This window comes from Haloprofundus marisrubri, assembly GCF_001469955.1.
In the GTDB taxonomy this organism is placed as follows: Archaea; Halobacteriota; Halobacteria; order Halobacteriales; family Haloferacaceae; genus Haloprofundus; species Haloprofundus marisrubri.
Genome location: NZ_LOPU01000018.1, coordinates 237,704 through 255,818, shown reverse-complemented (window position 1 = coordinate 255,818; position 18,115 = coordinate 237,704). Strand labels below are relative to the sequence as shown.

Sequence of the window (18,115 nt, the reverse complement as noted above, 5' to 3'; positions counted from 1 at the left end):
TCCAGTCGAAAAACGGCAGTTAAAGCGCGATAAAATGCCTCTGTGTCTGTGTCTACGCTATTCGACCGACGTGGCTGTCGCTCGTCGGTGTGAGTTCGATAAAGGGAGAAGGGCCGGGAAGGGTCCCGGTAGTTCTGTGTTAGCGCTCGAAACTGAGAGGGTATCTCAGTTAGTTGTCGCGGCGTCTCCGCGGAAGCGGAGGCACGTGAGAACTAACGTGAGTTAGTTGTCACGGCGGACCGCGAGGAGCGCAGCAGCGACGAGAGCGACGAGAGCGACGATGACTCCGAAGCCAGGCGTCGTGGTCTCGGATTCGCCGTCGGAGCCGCTTTCGTTACCGCTGTCGGTGGACTCGGTAGTTTCCTCGGTGGTTTCCTCGGTGGTCTCCTCCGTGGTCTCTTCCGTGGTCTGCTCCGTCGTGGTCTCGTTCATCTCGGTGGTGGTCTCGGACATGTTACCGTCGTCGCCACCCATCGTGCCGTTACCGGAGATGACTGCGTCGTATTCGACAGTCTCCTCGTCGTCACCGAAGCCAGGTCCGTCCTGGTCGTTCAGCGACAGCGTGAAGTTCGTATTCTGTTCGAGGTCAGCGAAGTCGAACGATGCGTTGAACGTACCGTTCTGGCCGACCGTCACAGTCTGCGTTTCGACGAACGTGTTGGTTGCACCGGACTCACTCTGCGCGCGGACGCGGATGTCGGAGCCAGGCGCGATCGAGGACTCGCCCTCGATCGTAGCGTTCTCGGATGCAGCAACTTCGACGACGTCGTCGTCGTTGACGTTGTTGAGCGAGACTTCACGGTCAACAACCTCGAACGTCGTGGAGACGGACTCCTCGGGGAGTTCGCTGGCGTCAGCACTGCCGACGTCGATGGTCACGTTGAACTGGTCGCCGCTCTCGAAGGCGACACCACTCTCGGTGCCCTGCTCGAGGTTCGATTCGGAGGTGTCGATGAGGAGGAACATGTTGTTGTTCTCGTCATCGACGATGTAGTCGACGTTGCTCGCTGCAAGCATCTTTGCTTCGCGGTTCGCGGACGGGTTCTCTTGCTCGACGGTCAGGTCGAGGTCGTCACCGTTGAAGACCTGCGGTGCGTCGCCCTCTCCGTCGAAGTCTTCAATAGCCTGTTCTTGGGCTGCAACGTAGCCAGCAAGACCGGAGGCCTGAACCTGCACGACTGCGAGGTCGCCTTCGGCGATGTCGCTACCCTGCGTGATGGTGCCCTCTTCGATTGCCTCGATGACATCTTCCTCGTCGGAGATGTCAGAGTCGGCGTTGACTGGGGCGGTCCACGTCTGTGCACCGGTGATGGACGCTTCGGTCACAGCAAGCGTCGAGATGTCGCTGGAACCATCGCCACTGTCGGTGTACCAGTTGCTCGGGCCAACTTCAATGTCGTAGTTGGCGGTGTCGAGGATACCGTTGACAGGCGTGTTGTCGTCAACGTTGCCCGTCTTGACGTTAACCGTCGAGTCGTCGTCGCCGGAGACGCCGTAGTTGTTGTCGGCCGTCGGGTTGTACGTGTTGACGGTGACGTTAGCCACGCCGTCCTCGTCGTCGTCAACGACTTCCGCGGTCACTTTGTAACCGTCGGAGGTACTACCGATGACGATGTCAGCCGAGGTGGAGTCTTCCATGTCGACCGGGAAGGTCACCGTGTCACCAGCTTCGACGTTGATGTTGTCCGGGAGACTGTAGGATTCGTCCGTCTCCTCAACGTCGATAGAGGCCGTCGCTTCGGCCGTAGTGTCTTCAGCGCTGAAGGTGAAGTTGTAGGTACCAGCGTCGCTGAAGGTCACGAAGAACTCATCGTTGGTGTTCGTCTGAACATCACTGATGATGACGTCGCCGTCATCGGTCGTGACGTTGTCCGTACCGAAGACTTCCTCGAGTTCACTCTCCGAGAGGTCCTCAGAGGAGACACGGACATCGAACTCACTGCCACGGTTCGAGTCGAGCATTACCGTCGTCGGGTCGTCAGTGTTGACGCTGTCCGAATCGAATTCGGCGCTAAGGCTCTGCTCAGCGATTTCGAATTCGTTGTCGGCGGAAGCGATGACAACCGTCGTCCCGTCTTCGTCGGTCAGCAGGTACTGACCAGCGTCGAGGCTCGACGTATCGATTGCGTAGTATGGCTCGCCGTCGTCGTCCTCGGACGGGTTAATCGTCGTCTCGAAAGACGTCGAATCGCCGTCGATACTGCGAAGCGTCAGCGTCTCGCCATCTTCGACATCACCGTCGGTCGTAGTCAATCCATCTGCGTCCAGGAAGAGTACACTCCCCTGGAAGTACGGACCGGCGCTGTTGAGCGGTTCATCAGCGTCGGTTTGCTCAATGTTAGCCGCAGCAGCCGTACCTGCGAACGCGACGGTGCCCGCGAAGACGGAGAACACCATCAGCGCAGCGAGGAAAACTGCACGGAATTTCTGAGTTGTTTGTGTCATGGTTTTGTGCTGTAGTCGGCGACACCTGCTTTCGCCCGGGCCTGGAGACCGAAACGCCCAGCGGAGTGCCGGACTTGGCGAGGGATACTCGTCGATGCCACCATGGGTAGGGGTACGCTCAAAACCTTAGCCTCTCGTTATAAATGCTTTGTGGTAAATAGTGGGATTTGATAAACAGTAACACGACCGAATTCAGGGCAGAGAGACGCTCTCGTGCGGATACTGGCATAAGTACTTTGTGTCTGACTACTCCGGGAACTGACAACTCAATCTCGGCAGTGTGTCGGCTGAGCTTCGAAAAATCGGCGGGTTCGGGTCACGCGGGTGCGCGTGAAGAACTATGCTACGTCGGTACGACTACGTCACGTCGCTACGCCGGGAACAGCGAGTCGGCGTCGAAGTCGCGTTCGAGAATCTCGATTTCGTGACCGTCGGGGTCCGTCGTGAACGCGTAGTTGTTGTCGCAGGACTCTGGGTCGCGGTAGTCGTCGGCCTCGCGTTCCATCAGCGTCTCCCAGTAGTCCGAAAGGTCGTCGGCGCGGACGGCGAGGTGACCCCACGCGTCGCCCATCTCGTAGCTCCGGCCGTCGTAGTTGTAGGTGAGTTCGACGGCCATCGCCTCGTCGGCGGCGTCTTCGGGCTTGACGAAGTAGTTGGCGAACGAGTCCGATTCCCAGCGGCCGGTGTGTTGGTACTCGAACTTCCGCGTCCAGAAGCCGAGCGCTTCGTCGGCGTCCTCGACGCGAATCATCGTGTGGTCGAGACTCCAGCGTGCGCCGAGTTCCGGGTCGCGTTTGACAATCTCGATTTCGTGGCCGTCGGGGTCCTTGACGAACGCGTAGTTGTAGCTGCAGGACTCGGGGTCGCGGTAATCTTCGACGCCGTTGTCCATCAGTTCCTGATACGCTTCCTCCAGTTCGTCTTCAGGCACGCGTACGGCGATGTGTCCCCACGCGTCGCCGACGTCGTACTCGTCGGTGTCGTGGTTCTCGGTGAGTTCGAGCATCGCGCCGTCCTCGTGCATCTCCTCGGGGCCGATGTAGACGTTGGTGAACGTGTCGGCCTCCCAGCGGCCTTTCTCCTCGTAGTTCAGGTTCGTCTGATACCACTCCAGCGACTCCTCCAAGTCACCGACGCGAATCATCGTGTGGTCGAGTACTCCGGACATAGGGAGACGAACGGGAGGAACGTCGAAAAGAATACCGGAGGCGGAACCCGGGTGCCGAGGCCGGCACCGCGATACCGAGTGTGAAACCCCAACGTCAGGTCTGGAACCCCAACGTCGGGCCCGGAACCCGCCCGGCGAGTGTTCCTTCGTATCCGACGAGGCGCGAACCCGGGGACACACTGATTCTTCAGCGCCTCCGAGCAGATGTATGCCGGTCGAAAGCAACGACGAACTCCGACAAATCCTCGGGTACGACCGCGTCGCCGTCGTCGGCGCGTCCACGTCACACGAAAAGGCCGCCCACATCGTCCCAGCGTACCTCCAGCGACACGGCTACGAACTCGTGCCGGTGAATCCGTTCGCCGAGGAAATCTTCGGCGAACGAGCCTACGACTCGCTTGCTGACGTTCCGGAGTCCATCGACATCGTCGAAATCTTCCGCCCGAGCGAGGAGGTTCCGGAAATCGTCGAGCAGGCGATGGCCCGCGACGACGTGAAGGTGATTTGGATGCAGCAGGGAATCCGGAACGACGAAGCCGCACGGACCGCCGAAGCGGCGGGGCTAGCCGTGGTCCAGAACCGGTGTATGAAAGTCGAACACGGGCAACTCGTTCGCCACCCGATGGACTGAGCGTCCGTCCCGGAGAAACGGTCACAGTTCTGCAGACGGTAGAGATTCGGCGTCAGAGAGGACGAAGAGTGGAGAAGTGAGGGACGCCTGCAACTGAAGCGAGTCCCCCGATTCAGTCGTCGGCGACCTCGGTTCCCTGTTGGCTTCGGCGCGAGGCTTTCGGGGCGATGCCTTTCCGGCGCGCGTCGAACTCCGAGAGGCCGTAGACGAGGCCGACCAACAGGACGAGACCGACCGGAAGCAACACCAGCGGCGTCACGCTGGTCATCCCGTAGATGAGAAGCATCACCGCCGCGACGGACACGACGGTCACCGCGTAGTACAGTTGCGTGCGCACGTGGTCGATGTGGTCCGCGCCGGTGAACGTCGACGAGAGGATGGTCGTGTCGGAGATGGGCGAGGTGTGGTCACCGAAGATAGCGCCGCTGAACACCGTGCCGACGGCGACGGGGATGAGTTCCGGCGACTGCCCGGCGATACCCCACGCCAGCGGAATCGCCACGGGCGTCACGATAGCCATCGTCCCCCACGAGGTGCCCGTGGAGAAGGCGATGAACGCAGAGGCGAACAGGATGACTAGCGGCAACAGCGTCGGCGTGACGATTCCCTGAGCGATACCGGTGACGTACTCGCCGGTGCCGAGCGCACCCGTAGCGAGGCTGATGGACCACGCGAGCGTCAGAATCGTCACTGCGGTCAGCATGATGGAGAAGCCGTCGACGAGCGAGTCCATACACTCGTCGAGCGAGAGCACGCCCGACACCAGCGCGAGCAGCATCGCGGCGACGACCATGAAGAACGACCCCCAGACGAGCGCCGAGGCGAAGTCGGCGTTACCGGCGATTTGTAGCGCCGACCGACCGGGGGCGTACCCGGTCCACACCGCGCCGATGATGGCGACGACGATGAGCACGAGCACCGGAACGACGAACATCCGCAACTGCGGGTTGTCGCCGTTGGGTTCGCCGAGGTTCTCCTCGATGCTCTGGAGCGGGACCGCCCCGTCGCGGAGTACGTCGCCGGTCTCCCACGACCGGTGTTCGGCGTCTAACATCTCGCCGAAGTCGCGGCCAGTGACGACGATGATGAACACCATGGCGATGGCGAACAGGCAGTACATGTTGAACGGGATGCTTCGCAGAAAGGCGACGAACGCCGTCGGCACTTCCTGCCCGCCGGTGACGCCTATCTGTGAGTACCCCTCCTGAACCATGCTAATCTGGTAGGCGACCCAACTGGAGATGCCGAAGGTGGCGACGGGTGCGGCCGTCGAATCGACGATGTAGGAGAGTTTCTCGCGGGAGATGCGCAGTTCGTCGGTGATGTCGCGCATCGAACTGCCGACGACGGCGGTGTTGGCGTAGTCGTCGAAGAACCAGACGAGACCGAGTACCCACGCCATCAACCCGGCTTTTCGTTGGCTATCGAGGCGTTTCGTCGCAAAGCGGGTGATGGCGAGCGACCCGCCGGTTCGCCAGATGAACGTCACGCCCGCACCGAGCAACAGCGTGAAGATGAGAATCTGGGCGTGGAACACGTCGTTGCCGATGGATTCGGCAATCCAGGTGAACGTCTGGACGACGCCCAACCCACCCGAGTAGAGCACGCCACCCGACCAGACGCCGAGAAACAGCGCCAGTATCGGTTTCCGGGTGACGATGGCGAGTACGATGGCTAAAAGCGGCGGTACGAGTGACAGCGCTCCGAACTCCGACACCATGCTATGAGATGTCATCACATGTAGACAAAGGTGTTGTGTCGCACTCGCAAGCACAGTATCGTATCTGGTGAGAATCGGTGAGTCGTCGGTTAGCACGAGTTCAGTTGTCGCGGACTACCGATACCGGACCCACGCAGCGGTCCACAACGCGAGTGTCCCGACCGGAATCGCCACCCGGCCCGGTTGTTGGGCGAACCCCCACGCGAGCGACAACTGTCCGAGGCCAGCCAGAACCAACAACAGGACCGTGACGCGCGAGTCCTCCCGGTTGACGAGTACGCCACCGGCTGCACTCAGCGTCGCCAAGAGAAACGCGACCACACTCGTCGGCCACGCGCGGAGGTACGCCGGTAGCGACCCGAACCCGCCGGTGAACTCGAACAGATAGCTGTAGAGTGAGACGAGACGACCGACGCTCGGGTCGAACAGTCCCCACGGAAAGACGAGCGTCGCCGGGCGGCCCTCGACGACGAGTACGCTCCAAGGGACGAGCCAAAGTGAGAACAGAAGCAGAAGCGTTCGCGGCGTCGCGGTGTGGTCTGAACCCCCGGAACTGTCGGAATCACCGACTCGGTCGAAGTCGTCGGAGTCGTGGGTGTCGTTGAAATCGCCGGAATCGTCGGGACGTCCGCGTTCCCGTGCGGCGTCGTCCATCCGCTTACTTCCGGGCGACGATGCGGAGAACGTCTTCGTCTGCGAGTTCGTGGTCTTTCCCGACCTGCTGCTCGTCGTGTTTGGCGCTCGGCCCGGAGACGCGGGCGAACTTGAAGCGGTCTTCGAGGTTCGCGCCGAGTTTCCGGCAGGCATCGCCGACGGTCATTCCGCGCCGGATGACGAGCGGCTCCTCGTAGTCGGTGCCGCGGCCCGGTTTGTCCATGTAGACGCGGATGAGACCGAGTGCCTCCCAGATTTCGTCTTTGAGGCCGTCGAGACCTTTCTCCTTCTCGGCGCTGATGAACGTCACTTCCTCGGGGTCAAGGCCGATTTCCTCGAGGTTCTCGTACACCGTCGGCAGGTAGTCGCGGTCGATGAGGTCGGCTTTGTTCACCGAGACGATGGAGGGCAGATACACCCGGTTGTCCATGATGCCGTCGATGAGTTCGTCGATGGAAGGGTTGCCTCGAACCGTCACCTCGGCGTTGACGTAGCCATACTCGCGGAGCACGTCCTTGATGGTCTGCTCGTCGAGTTCGACGGAGTCGCTCTTCGTGACGTTGATACCGCCCTTGATTTGCTTAGTGATGGTGAGACTGGGCGGACTCGTGTCGAGGCGAATCTTGTTCGCATAGAGTTCGTCGCTGAGGCGGTTGTACTGTTCGACCTCGAACACCGAGAGCACGAACACGACGAGGTCCGCCGTCCGAACGACCGAGAGCACTTCGCGGCCCCCACCGCGTCCGCCCGCCGCCCCTTCGATGAGGCCCGGTACGTCGAGCACTTGGATGTTCGCGCCGCGGTACTGCAACATCCCCGGGTTGACGTTGAGCGTCGTGAACTCGTACGCGCCCGTCTCGCTGTCGGCGTTGGTGATGGCGTTGATGAGCGTCGACTTGCCGACGCTCGGAAAGCCCACGAGGGCGATAGTCGCATCACCGGTCTTCTCGACGGCGTAGCCCTGGCCGCCGCCCGCAGAGGACTGGTTTTCGAGTTTCTCCTTTTTCTCCGAGAGTTTCGCCTTCAGGCGACCGATGTGCGCCTCCGTCGACTTGTTGTACGGAGTGCTGGCGATCTCCTCTTCGATGGCGTCTATCTCCTCCTCCAGTCCCATCGTCGTAGCTTCCGCCGCGTGTGTCGAAAAACCCTTTCCTTCGACGCCGACCACTGCACTCGAACGTCCGTCTGGAATCCAACTCCGTCCTCCCCTCCTCGGTCATTTGCTTCGCGCGCGTTGCGCACACGACACTGTCCACATTTCGGTACCGTTTTACGACGCGAACCGAATCGCAGTGACGAGCGATGCCGGACCCGGTGAAACTCCGAGACAGCACCGAAATCGTCCTGCCGTGCGCGTCGTTGGACGGTCTCCGCGAGGAGTTGGAGTCGCAGTTCACCGTGACGGTTTTCTCGCGGAAGAACGCGCGCTGTCGAATCATCGGGAGTCCGGTCGAAATCAAAGCCGCCAGCGAGTATCTGAGTCGCCACGGCATCACGCTGCCGTAGCGCCCGTACTGCCCGTACGACCATCGAAGCCCTTCTTACGGTCGGGGCGTAAGAGTCGATATGGACGAAAATCCGGGGCTCTCCGAACAGTACCGGACGGCCAGTCCCTGGCCGTTCTTCATCGCGCTCAGTATCCCGCTGGCGGAGGCTGGCATCCTGTTCAATCTCTTTGCCGTCGCCGTCGGCGGCCTGCTGCTGTTCTTCGGGTGTTGTGCCGGGATGCTACAGGAGGCGGGCTACGTCGACCGACCGTGGCGGTCGCTGGTCGTCGGAGCGGTCATCGTCCTCGCGTTCGGTGGCTTGTTGTTGTACGCGGATACGCAGGTCGCAAACGAGGCCGTTCAACTCGCAGAACGCGGCTACGCGGTGCTCGTCGCAGGTATCATCCTCTTCGTCGGCGGCCTGCTCGGCGAAGTGTTCGTCGACGACGGCGAGTTCGCTGTGTAATCGGTTAGAACCAACAATCTATTTGACCGGCGTCCGTAACAGGTCACCATGGCGAAGACGAACTCGAACAAAATCTTCGACAGGGAGACACTGCTCGACCTGACGGTGAACTTCATCCCGTTGTTCATCATCCTGTTCTTCCTCGTGCTCTTCCTGCTGATTCAGCCGTGGGGCGGCGGACTGTTCCCGATGGCGCTCATGCTCGGCCTCCTCGTGATTCCGTTCGTCGGCCTCGCAGTCCTGACCTACTTCTCGGGGAAGGCCATCGCGGGTGCGGAGAAATCTTCCACAGTGTACTACCCCGGACAGGCCGGCATGCCGAACGCCGAGGTCACTCACGGCGAGTCCGACGACGAGGAACCACAAGCGCTCGACTCCGGCAGCGAACACGACGGCGAACTGACCGACGGTGAGACGACCGACGCCGAAACGGCCGACGCCGACGCTGCTGATGAGACGGAAACCGCAGACGAGACGGCCGCCAAGACGACCAACCAAGACGAGTCGTAATCCGGCGAAACCGACAGGACAGAACGACAGCAGGCGTGGCGACGGACGCCACCCGAATCTTTCTTTACCCTGCGATTCTGAGAACTCCCTATGCAGTTGAACGGACAGTTAGCGCTGACGATTCTCATGGGTCTGTTCCTCGTGGGGGTCTTCGCCTGGCTGACGCGGGTGGAAAACTGGAGCGGCTACACCCCACTCAGCAGCGGCGGCAGCGCAGTTAGCGGAGAATCCGGGTACGTCTCCGAGGAGAAGCCCGCAGGAATCGTTCGGTGGTTGACGACAGTCGACCACAAAGATATCGGCCTGATGTACGGGGCCTACGGCGTCTTTGCGTTCGTCGTCGGTGGGTTGATGGTCATCTTGATGCGAACCGAACTGGCGACGCCGGAGACGGTACTCGTTCAACCGGGCTTTTACAACTCGTTGCTGACGAGCCACGGCATCACGATGCTGTTCCTCTTCGGGACGCCCATCATCGCGGCGTTCTCGAACTACTTCATCCCGCTCATCATCGGCGCGGACGACATGGCGTTCCCGCGTATCAACGCCATCGCGTTCTGGCTGCTGCCGCCGGCAGCACTTCTGATTTGGGCTGGCTTCTTCCCGATTCCGAACCTCATCCCCGCACAGACCGCGTGGACGATGTACACCCCGCTGTCGGCGGGTGTCGGACAGGGTAACCAGATGAACGCCGGCGTCGACCTGATGATGCTCGGCCTCCACCTCTCGGGCGTCTCGGCGACGATGGGTGCGATAAACTTCATCGCCACCATCTTCACCGAACGCGGCGAAGAAGTGACGTGGGCGAACCTCGACATCTTCTCGTGGACCATCCTCACGCAGTCGGGGCTCATCCTCTTCGCGTTCCCGCTTCTGGGCAGTGCACTGCTGATGCTCATCGCCGACCGTAACCTCGGCACGACGTTCTTCGCCGTCGGCGAGGGTGGCGGCGCGATGCTCTGGCAACACCTGTTTTGGTTCTTCGGCCATCCTGAAGTCTACATTCTCGTGCTGCCGCCGATGGGACTCGTCAGCTACATCCTCCCGCGCTTTGCGGGCCGTCGGCTGTTCGGGTTCAAGTTCGTCGTCTACTCGACGCTCGCTATCGGTGTGCTCTCGTTCGGCGTCTGGGCGCACCACATGTTCTCGACCGGTATGGACCCGCGCCTCCGCGCCTCGTTCATGGCCGTTTCGATGGCTATCGCCATCCCCAGCGCGGTGAAAACGTTCAACTGGATTACGACGATGTGGAACGGCAATATCAGGCTCACCGCCCCGATGCTGTACTGCATCGGCTTCGTCTCGAACTTCATCATCGGCGGCGTGACGGGCGTGTTCCTCGCCTCGATTCCCGTCGACCTTGTCCTGCACGACACGTACTACGTCGTCGGTCACTTCCACTACATCGTGATGGGCGCCATCACGTTCGCGGGGATGGCGGGCATCTACTACTGGTTCCCGCTCGTCACCGGTCGGATGTACCAGCGTAGCTTGGCCAAGTGGCACTTCTGGCTGTGGATGGTCGGCACGAACATCACCTTCTTGGCGATGATTCTGCTCGGCTACGGCGGCATGCCGCGGCGGTACGCGACGTACCTCCCACAATTCGCCTCGCTGCACCAGATTGCGACGCTCGGCGCGTACATGCTGCTGCTCGGCGGCATCATCTGGGTCTGGAACATGGTCCAGTCGTACTTCGAGGGTCCCGTCGTCGAAGACGGCGACCCGTGGGACCTCGAAGCGTCGGGCCTCCGCACCGTCGAGTGGGACTGGTTCGACCGCAAACTCCAGACGAAAATCGCCGACGGTGGCGAAGAAGAGCCAGTGACCGACGGTGGCGTCGTCGAAGACGAGTCCGCGGACGAACTCGACACCGACGAATAACGCTTCCGCCTTCTTTGTTTTTCACCCGTCGAGCGGCCGCCTCGTCGGCAGAGTTCTCGGCGCAAGCCTGCCGCTTCGGTACCGCTTAGTCCCGCATCTCGGCCGCACACCGATGTGCCTTTGTCGCTCGCACCCCGACCTTCAGCTATGTCCGACAAAGACCTCCTCGGCCTCATCCTCGGTGCGGTTGCGCTGATGATGTTTGCGACCGGCATCCTCCTCGTCATCTGATTCGGGACGCCGCCGGCGTCGAAAGCGCTAATCACCTCGCGTTCGAAGGTCGGGTCGTGAGCGCGACACGACTTCGGGGCCCGCAGTTCGTCCTCATCCTCTACGCACTGCTCGTTGCAATCTCGGGACTCGCTGGCTTTCTGATAGCGACGTTCGTCTCCGGCCTTCGCCCGCCGAGATTTCTCTTTTTGATTCCGTTTCCGCCGACGCAACTCGGCTTCGCCGCCTACGGCGCGCTGACGGTCGCGTTGGTGCTCGGCGTGCCGCTGTTGCTCGTCGTCTACGTCTCGCGGCACATCGACGACGACGCCGCCGCCCAGAACTGATAAGCGGGTTCCGCCGTATCTCTCGATATGTACCACGTACTCGTTGGTGTCGACGACGACGTAGAGCGTGCTCGCTCGTGCGCACGAGAGGTTGCCAACCTACCCGGAAGCACCGGCGAGATGACGGTCACGCTCCTGCACGCGTTCGACGAAGACCCCGGCGATGCGTCGGCCGCAGATGTGGAATCGGTACGCGCCGCCGCGGACTACTTCGACGAAACCGACGTCGCGTACGAACTACTCGAATCCGGCGGTGACGCCGCACAGTCGATTCTCGACGCCGCCGAAAGAGAGAACGCCGACCTCATCGTCGTCGCCGGGCGAAAGCGCTCGCCGGCGGGAAAAGCCATCTTCGGCAGTGTCAGCCAGTCGGTCATTCTGAGCTCGCAGCGTCCGGTGTTGGTCGCCGGAACCGCTCCCGAGGAGTAACACGCGTCAGAACGCGTCGCGCACATCAGAACGCGTCTTGGTTTCAGAGACGGTCCCGTGCGTCAGAACACGTCGTCGACGACGGTTGCGAACGTCGACGGCGAGAGATATCCTTCTCGCGTCTCGACGTGCTCGCCGTCGGCGAAGAACACGACCGCCGGCGCGCTGTTGACGGCGTGTCGAAGTCGAAAACCCGAGGCCGACGCGCCGTCGAGGCCGCCGACAGCAACGTCTTCGGGCGTCGCGTCGAGCAGCGCCGGAAGCTCCGCTTTGAGTCGGTCGCACGGCGTGCAGTCGTGCTGCCAGACCGTCACCACGGCGTCGGGATGGTCGTCGAGGAAGGCGGCGTAGGAGTCGTCGTCGAGAAGCGTGACCGCTCTGGGAACCGGTGACGGCGGCGCCACCTCACAGACCAGATGCGCCATCACGGCGGTCGTCTCCGGGGTCGTCGAGTCGTCGAGGAAGGCTTCGACAGCGAGATACGCAGCTAACTGGGCGCGCGTCGCGCCGTTGGCGTCTATCTCTCTCGCGGCAGTGTCGCGTTCGAGCTCGAACGCCTCGGCGACCGCCGAGACGAACGTCTCACGGTCGGCGCTTCGGTACTGCCGGGCGTACTCGGTGCGCGTCGTCTCGAACGCATCTGTCGTGGTGAGCGACCCGTCGTCGGCCTCGCGGACGACGCCACCGTCGGCCAGACGATTCAACACGTCGCCGATATCCGGTTCGGTCGTCATCGTCGGTACTCCCCAGCGGGTCGTCTACGTCCGTCTCGGTCGGTACGACTCATCGTGTCGATGTACGGGCGGAGGGAGTTGATAGCCGTTACGTCTCGGTCGCCGAAAGACGGAACGTTGGCGCAAACGAGAATCCGGAATTCCAACGAATCGACCGACCATCTCCGTTTCTACGTCTGCGAGTAGCCGGGACTGTTTTGTGGTGGTACGGCGTAGCACAGCGTATGGACCTTCGAGACGCAGAACCCGCAGACGCGGAGGGGATTCGAACCGTTGCTCGGGAGTCACTTCTGGCTTCGTACAGCCCCGAACTCTCCGAGGACGTCATCGACGAGGCCGTCGGCAACTGGTACGACGACGACGAAATCGGGTCGAACCTCGAAGACCCGCATGCGGTGTGGACGGTCGCCGTCGACGGCGACGAGGTTCTCGGATTCAGCCAGAGCTACCTCGTCGAGGCCGACGAGACGGTCGGACAGATAGACTGGCTTCACGTCGACCCCGACTCGCGCGGGAAAGGCCTCGGCGAGCAACTGCTCAAGCGCGCCGAGACGGAACTGATGGACCGTGGGGCCTCACGCCTCGAAGGGAAGGTGCTCACGGTCAACGAAGGCGGCGCAAAGTTCTACGAGGGAGCGGGCTACGACGCCGGTGAGACCCGAGAGGTCGAAGTCAGCGGCGAGCAGTTCACCGAACGCGCCTTCGTCAAAGCTGCCTCCGAGTCAACCGAGGAGTTCGTCCCGGTCGAAGAGCGCGAAGGCCCCGACGGGCAGACGCTGTTCGTCGCCTACGACGAGAGCCAGCGTGCGCGGAAAGCACCGTTCTACGTCTCCTACACCGACGAGGACAGAGAGAACCGCTACGGCTTCTTCTGTGGCAACTGCGAGAGTTTTGCGACCGCGATGGACTCGATGGAGCGCATCCAGTGCAACGAGTGCGGCAACCAGAGCAAATCCGCACGCTGGGACGCGGCGTACCTGTAGCCCCTCACCGGGGCCCTCGACTGCGGTTCACACGTCGTCGGTATCGACAGAATCCGTTTCGAGCGACTTGCGGTTCTTACTGACTGATTTCGCACAGAGCGTCGCGGCTGGTGCATCAAAAATAAATCAGTAACGACGATATAGAAATCGGATTACGACTGTCGGTTCGCTCACGTTCCACTCGTCGAGACGAGTGCGTAGCAGAGGCCGACCACTGCACTGACCCCGAGTATGCCGACGAAACCGACTTCGGAGCTAACGCCCTCCGAACTGGTCTCGAACTGGTAGAGACTCCACAGCGAGTCCGGCGGACCGACCGAGAGCGACGTGACTCCCGACAGTTCGAGCAGTACCGGCGCGAACATCATGCCGAGAAACGCGACGCCGATTCCCATACCGAACCCGACGAGCGATGCCCGAAGGAACCCACGGGATGCGTGGCTCGGAGAGTCGACTCCTCTCTCGCCGTAGATTGCGAGTCCGGTCGTCTCGTCGACGACGCGGACCGTCTCCGGATAGCGAAGCAGCAGTCGAGCCATCCAGAGGTCACCGACAGCGCCACCGACGTTCAGTGCCAGCGGCAACAGAAGTATCGACCACCGAAACGCCACGGCGAGCGTGAATATGGCGGCCGTCAGCACAACCAGCGGTGCTAATGCGACGACGACGAACTGGTTCCGGGTAAACGGTCTCTCAGTCGTCGCGTACGCGTACGGCAATACGAACTGGGTGACACCGAACCCGTAGTTCGGGGAACCTCCGTACCGCTTCATCATCATCCCGTGGACGAACTCGTGGACGACGATGACGCCGACCATCAGTCCGACGGAGAGCAGACCCGGACCGACGAGTTCCCACGGCGTGCCCGAGTCGAGTCGAACCGACAGGGCGTCGGCCTGACCCGTGAGGCTCGCGTAGAGGCCCCCGAACACGAACAGCGCCGTGACGAACCCTGCGACGCTGAGCGCAGTCCACTCGGCCGCGAGACGTCGAGAAACCGTCAGCCGAGTGAGAAGCGACAGTTCGTTCGAGGTATCGGGGTCGGAGAGCGAGTCGGTCGTCGGAGCATCGTCGCGGTCAGTGTGTGTTGGAGGGCTCACCACAGATGACGGCTTTCCCCGAGAGATACATGAAGATGCCGAGACTGGTTTACGAACCTCACGCAGTCTGTCGGTTCTACTCCCGACTCAAACTTCGTCGCGGTCGGTGAACGTGTACCGCCGCGCGATTTCGCCGTCTTCGAACTCGTGAAAGTCGGCGAACCCGAACTCGACGGTCTCACCGTTCTGCAAGCCGCTGAACGACCCTCGGACGGCGGCGGTGTCGCCGCTGACGACAACGTCGTGGACTGCGTGGCTTCCCGCTTCGAGCGGTCTGCCTTCCTCGTAGAAGGCGAGGAGCGCTTCGCGGCCATCGATGTCGTTCTGTCCGGGTCGCTCGTAGCTGACGTCTTCGGAAAACAGAGCGACAAGGTCGTCGTAGGCGGCAGCGTCGACGAGGTCGTAGTACTCGCGGACGACTGCTTCGACGTCAACGGCGGCGTCGTTCATACCGGCGCTACGGGTTCCAGTACGTAATCCCTCGCATCGTGGCAACCCACGGGTGTGTTCTCGTTCTCACCCCTCGCCGACCATTCGGTCTTCGTCGGCCCACTCGCGTTCGCGCAGTTCGTACTTCTGAATCTTGCCCGTCGCCGTCGTCGGCAACTCGGCGACGAACTCGATTTCGCCTGGGACCTTGTACGTCGCAATTCGCTCGCGGAGGAAGGCAATCACGTCTTTCTCCGTCGTTCCCGGATTCTCGTGGTCGCCGTTGGCAGGAACGACGAACGCTTTCGGGGTTTCTCCCCACTTCTCGCTCGGCGCGGGGATGACGGCGACGTCGCCGACGGCGTCGTGGTCGAACAGCGCGTCCTCCAACTCGATGCTGGAGATGTTCTCGCCGCCGGAGATGATGATGTCCTTCTTTCTGTCCTGAATGCTGACGAAGCCGTTCTCGTCGACGGTTGCGAGGTCACCCATGTGGTAGTAGCCCTCCGCTCGCTCGTTGAACGCCTCCTCGGTGGCGTCGGGTTTCTCCCAGTAGCCGTCCATCACCTGATTGCCGCGAACGACGATTTCGCCGATGGTCTGGCCGTCCTGCGGCACGTCCTCACCGTCGTCGTCGACGACGCGGACCTCCGTGCCCAAGTAGCCGATACCTTGGCTCTTCTTCACCGCGAAGCGCTCGTCGGACTCTTGGTCGAAGAAGCGCCGCGCGTCGGAGGTCGTAATCAGGGGTCCGGTTTCGGTCGCGCCGTAGACGTGTTTGAGATACCACCCGAACTCGTCTTCGACGGTCCGAATCGTCGCCTCCGGCGGTGCGGCCCCCGCCGTCGCCACGCGAATCGGTCTTCCGGCCGTGGTCTCGGGTTCGTGTTCGGCGTAGTACTCTTGGAGCATATTGAGCACCGTCGGGGCGGCGCAGAAGTACGAGACGCCCTCGTCGTGGATGGCGTCGAAGATTTTCCCGGCGTCGACGCCGCGCGTGCAGACGTGTTTCGCACCCATCCCCGTCACGGTGAAGATGTGGCCCCACCCGTTGACGTGGAACATCGGCAGCGTCCACAGATACACGTCGTCGTCGCGGAGTTCTTGGTGAATCGAGACGAGGTACGCGTGCAGCGTCTCGGTCCGGTGGGTGCGACAGACACCTTTCGGGTCGCCCGTCGTCCCCGAAGTGTAGTTGATGGTGATAAGGTCTGATTCATCCATCTCGGGGCGGTCGTAGTCGGTCGATTCGGCCACGAGGTCGTCGAACGACTGCCACTCGCCGTCGACAGCGTCGGGGTCGTCGGTGACGAACAGTTCGGTCGGCACCGAGTCGCGGACGGCCTCGATTTTCTCGGCGTACGCGTGGTCGGCGAAGACGGCTTTCACGCTCGCGTCGTTCAGGATGTACTCGAAGTCCGCCGGGACGAGGCGGTAGTTCAGTGGCGTGTGTATCGCGCCGAGTTGCATCGACCCGTAGGCTGCTGCCAGATGATAGTGGGTGTTCGGGTCCAACACCGCCACCCGGTCGCCCTTCTCGACGCCACGCGACTGCAACGCCGCCGCCCATCCGTCGGCGAGTTCGCCGAGTTCGTCGTACGTGTATCTCTCTCCCGTCGTCGCCACCACGGCCTCTTCGTCGCCGTAGTGCCGCCGGGCACGGTCCAGAAAGTCCGTCGCCAGCAGTGGTTTCTCCATGTGTTTCGTCCTTCGTGAACAATTATGATATAAATTGCGGGCGCGGAAACGTTCGCCGGCCGCGTAGTCGGGTGGTTGGCCAGTCGAGATAGCCGACTCTCCGACCGTCGGTGAGTGTCCTCGGTACCCGACCGTCGCCGTCAGTGGGATAAATATCACACAATAGTTCTACCCACAAAAGTGGTTTACCGTTGGGTGGCTTGCAGTCGATAATGCCTCTCTCGGAGTACACCGGACGACGTCCCCGTGGTGCCAGCGGCGGCGCCACAATCAGCCGTGCCGTCCGTCATCACCACTGGCAGCCGAACGGCGAACCCACCGAACCGTGCGCCAACTGTGGACACGACCTGTCGCTGCGCGAACGACACGTGCTCGTCACACTCGTCGAAGACGACGTCGGCGACGCCGCTCGGCGCTACCTCTGTAACGAAACCTGTCTTCGCGAGTGGGTCGACGACGCGTAACGGAGAGAAAATCGAAGACTACGTGCCCTCTTTCGCCGCTTCCAGCGACCAGAAGAAGCCGTAGTAGGCGACGACGCCGCCGAACATGGCGAGGTAGTACGCCCACTGCGGGGCCTGCAGGAAGTCGAACAGGAGCGTGACGACCGTCACCCACGCCATCGCGAAGACGAGGTCGACGAACATGCCGCGACGGTTCTCGCTGACGTGTTCGCCGATGGTTTCGAGTCGGCTCACGGAAGCGACACCTCCGGAGCCGTCGACGACGTGGCGCGTGAACGGTCGACTGTCACGCTCACTCAGTCCCCTGTTTGTCGACGACGAGTACCGGCACGTGCGTCGAGCGGAGTACGCGTTCGGTGACGCTGCCGAGCAGCGCTCGACTGACGCCCGCGCGTCCGTGGCTGCCCATCACGACGAGGTCGATATCCTCCTTCTCGGCGTAGTTGGCGATGACCTTGTGGGGTCGGCCGACGCGCGTCTCCTCGACCACGTCGACACCGCGGTCACGGGCGGCTTCGGCGACGACGCCCGTCGCGCTACTCGCTCTCGATTCGAGTTCGTCCATCTCGCCGAAGTGGCCCTGTCGGATGCGGTCGACCTGTTCGGTGCCGAGACCCAGATTGACGGCGTCGATGTCGACGACGTACAGCGCGTAGAGGTCGGCCCCGTAGCGCTCCGCGAGGTCGACGGCGTGGCTTACCGCTACTTCGGCGACGGCGCTTCCATCGGTCGGCACGAGGATGCGTTCGTACATGG

20 protein-coding genes are annotated in these 18,115 nt (G+C 62.0%); 9 read left to right on the top strand and 11 right to left on the bottom strand.

Going from position 1 to position 18,115, the window contains the following annotated elements; all coding sequences use genetic code 11:
• Positions 1–222: 222 nt before the first annotated feature.
• Both AUR64_RS06995 and AUR64_RS06990 read right to left on the bottom strand, forming a co-directional pair.
• Positions 223–2,445 carry a BGTF surface domain-containing protein gene (locus AUR64_RS06995; protein WP_082230638.1) on the bottom strand — a complete coding sequence of 741 codons (2,223 nt, stop codon included), beginning with the start codon at positions 2,443–2,445 and terminating at the stop codon, positions 223–225.
• A gap of 370 nt (positions 2,446–2,815) precedes the next feature.
• Entirely contained in the window at positions 2,816–3,613 is a 798-nt protein-coding gene (locus tag AUR64_RS06990; RefSeq protein WP_058581228.1) for a VOC family protein, read from the bottom strand.
• 208 nt (positions 3,614–3,821) lie between these two features.
• Here AUR64_RS06990 and AUR64_RS06985 point away from each other — a divergent pair, with 208 nt between their 5' ends.
• On the top strand, positions 3,822–4,244 hold the full coding sequence (locus AUR64_RS06985) for a CoA-binding protein (RefSeq protein ID WP_058581227.1): 423 nt from the start codon (positions 3,822–3,824) through the stop codon (positions 4,242–4,244).
• Positions 4,245–4,356: 112 nt separating this feature from the next.
• Here AUR64_RS06985 and AUR64_RS06980 read toward each other — a convergent pair whose 3' ends face one another.
• The 3 genes from AUR64_RS06980 to AUR64_RS06970 form a co-directional block, all read right to left on the bottom strand.
• Positions 4,357–5,964: a Na+/H+ antiporter NhaC family protein gene (locus AUR64_RS06980; RefSeq protein WP_058581226.1), complete on the bottom strand. Its 1,608-nt coding sequence runs from the start codon at positions 5,962–5,964 to the stop codon at positions 4,357–4,359.
• Positions 5,965–6,078: 114 nt separating this feature from the next.
• Complete coding sequence (locus AUR64_RS06975; RefSeq protein ID WP_082230637.1) at positions 6,079–6,618, bottom strand: TIGR04206 family protein; 540 nt, start codon at positions 6,616–6,618, stop codon at positions 6,079–6,081.
• A 4-nt stretch (positions 6,619–6,622) separates the two neighbouring features.
• Complete coding sequence (locus AUR64_RS06970; protein ID WP_058581836.1) at positions 6,623–7,732, bottom strand: OBG GTPase family GTP-binding protein; 1,110 nt, start codon at positions 7,730–7,732, stop codon at positions 6,623–6,625.
• 188 nt (positions 7,733–7,920) lie between these two features.
• On the opposite strand from AUR64_RS06970, the gene AUR64_RS06965 reads away from it, so the two are divergent.
• The 6 genes from AUR64_RS06965 to AUR64_RS06940 all read left to right on the top strand — a co-directional run bounded on the left by AUR64_RS06965 (position 7,921) and on the right by AUR64_RS06940 (position 11,951).
• Positions 7,921–8,124 carry a VNG_1110C family protein gene (locus AUR64_RS06965; RefSeq protein WP_058581225.1) on the top strand — a complete coding sequence of 68 codons (204 nt, stop codon included), beginning with the start codon at positions 7,921–7,923 and terminating at the stop codon, positions 8,122–8,124.
• A gap of 60 nt (positions 8,125–8,184) precedes the next feature.
• A complete protein-coding gene (locus AUR64_RS06960) occupies positions 8,185–8,571 on the top strand; it encodes a DUF7541 family protein (RefSeq protein ID WP_058581224.1) in 387 nt (128 codons plus the stop codon).
• Positions 8,572–8,619: 48 nt separating this feature from the next.
• Positions 8,620–9,081 carry a DUF6684 family protein gene (locus tag AUR64_RS06955; RefSeq protein WP_071391226.1) on the top strand — a complete coding sequence of 154 codons (462 nt, stop codon included), beginning with the start codon at positions 8,620–8,622 and terminating at the stop codon, positions 9,079–9,081.
• 126 nt (positions 9,082–9,207) lie between these two features.
• Complete coding sequence (locus AUR64_RS06950; RefSeq protein WP_082230691.1) at positions 9,208–10,965, top strand: cbb3-type cytochrome c oxidase subunit I; 1,758 nt, start codon at positions 9,208–9,210, stop codon at positions 10,963–10,965.
• Positions 10,966–11,252: 287 nt separating this feature from the next.
• Positions 11,253–11,522, top strand: coding sequence for a DUF7520 family protein (locus AUR64_RS06945; protein WP_058581222.1), 270 nt, complete (start codon positions 11,253–11,255; stop codon positions 11,520–11,522).
• A 27-nt stretch (positions 11,523–11,549) separates the two neighbouring features.
• Complete coding sequence (locus tag AUR64_RS06940) at positions 11,550–11,951, top strand: universal stress protein (protein ID WP_058581221.1); 402 nt, start codon at positions 11,550–11,552, stop codon at positions 11,949–11,951.
• Positions 11,952–12,013: 62 nt separating this feature from the next.
• Here AUR64_RS06940 and AUR64_RS06935 read toward each other — a convergent pair whose 3' ends face one another.
• A complete protein-coding gene (locus AUR64_RS06935; protein WP_058581220.1) occupies positions 12,014–12,685 on the bottom strand; it encodes a thioredoxin domain-containing protein in 672 nt (223 codons plus the stop codon).
• 224 nt (positions 12,686–12,909) lie between these two features.
• Between AUR64_RS06935 and AUR64_RS06930 the strand changes: the two genes are divergently transcribed.
• Positions 12,910–13,668, top strand: coding sequence for a GNAT family N-acetyltransferase (locus AUR64_RS06930; protein WP_058581219.1), 759 nt, complete (start codon positions 12,910–12,912; stop codon positions 13,666–13,668).
• Positions 13,669–13,838: 170 nt separating this feature from the next.
• Here the strand turns inward: AUR64_RS06930 and AUR64_RS06925 are convergent, their stop codons facing one another.
• From AUR64_RS06925 to AUR64_RS06915, 3 genes are all read right to left on the bottom strand, one after another.
• On the bottom strand, positions 13,839–14,768 hold the full coding sequence (locus AUR64_RS06925) for a DUF3267 domain-containing protein (RefSeq protein WP_155120544.1): 930 nt from the start codon (positions 14,766–14,768) through the stop codon (positions 13,839–13,841).
• An 87-nt stretch (positions 14,769–14,855) separates the two neighbouring features.
• Positions 14,856–15,218, bottom strand: coding sequence for a nuclear transport factor 2 family protein (locus AUR64_RS06920; RefSeq protein ID WP_058581217.1), 363 nt, complete (start codon positions 15,216–15,218; stop codon positions 14,856–14,858).
• A gap of 66 nt (positions 15,219–15,284) precedes the next feature.
• On the bottom strand, positions 15,285–16,895 hold the full coding sequence (locus AUR64_RS06915) for a long-chain-fatty-acid--CoA ligase (protein ID WP_058581216.1): 1,611 nt from the start codon (positions 16,893–16,895) through the stop codon (positions 15,285–15,287).
• A gap of 212 nt (positions 16,896–17,107) precedes the next feature.
• Here AUR64_RS06915 and AUR64_RS06910 point away from each other — a divergent pair, with 212 nt between their 5' ends.
• Entirely contained in the window at positions 17,108–17,359 is a 252-nt protein-coding gene (locus AUR64_RS06910; protein WP_058581215.1) for a DUF7576 family protein, read from the top strand.
• Positions 17,360–17,377: 18 nt separating this feature from the next.
• On the opposite strand, the gene AUR64_RS06905 is transcribed toward AUR64_RS06910, so the two are convergent.
• Both AUR64_RS06905 and AUR64_RS06900 read right to left on the bottom strand, forming a co-directional pair.
• Positions 17,378–17,593 (bottom strand): hypothetical protein, encoded by a 216-nt coding sequence (locus AUR64_RS06905; RefSeq protein WP_058581214.1) that lies wholly within the window; start codon positions 17,591–17,593, stop codon positions 17,378–17,380.
• A 58-nt stretch (positions 17,594–17,651) separates the two neighbouring features.
• Entirely contained in the window at positions 17,652–18,113 is a 462-nt protein-coding gene (locus AUR64_RS06900) for a universal stress protein (protein WP_058581213.1), read from the bottom strand.
• Positions 18,114–18,115: the final 2 nt, after the last annotated feature.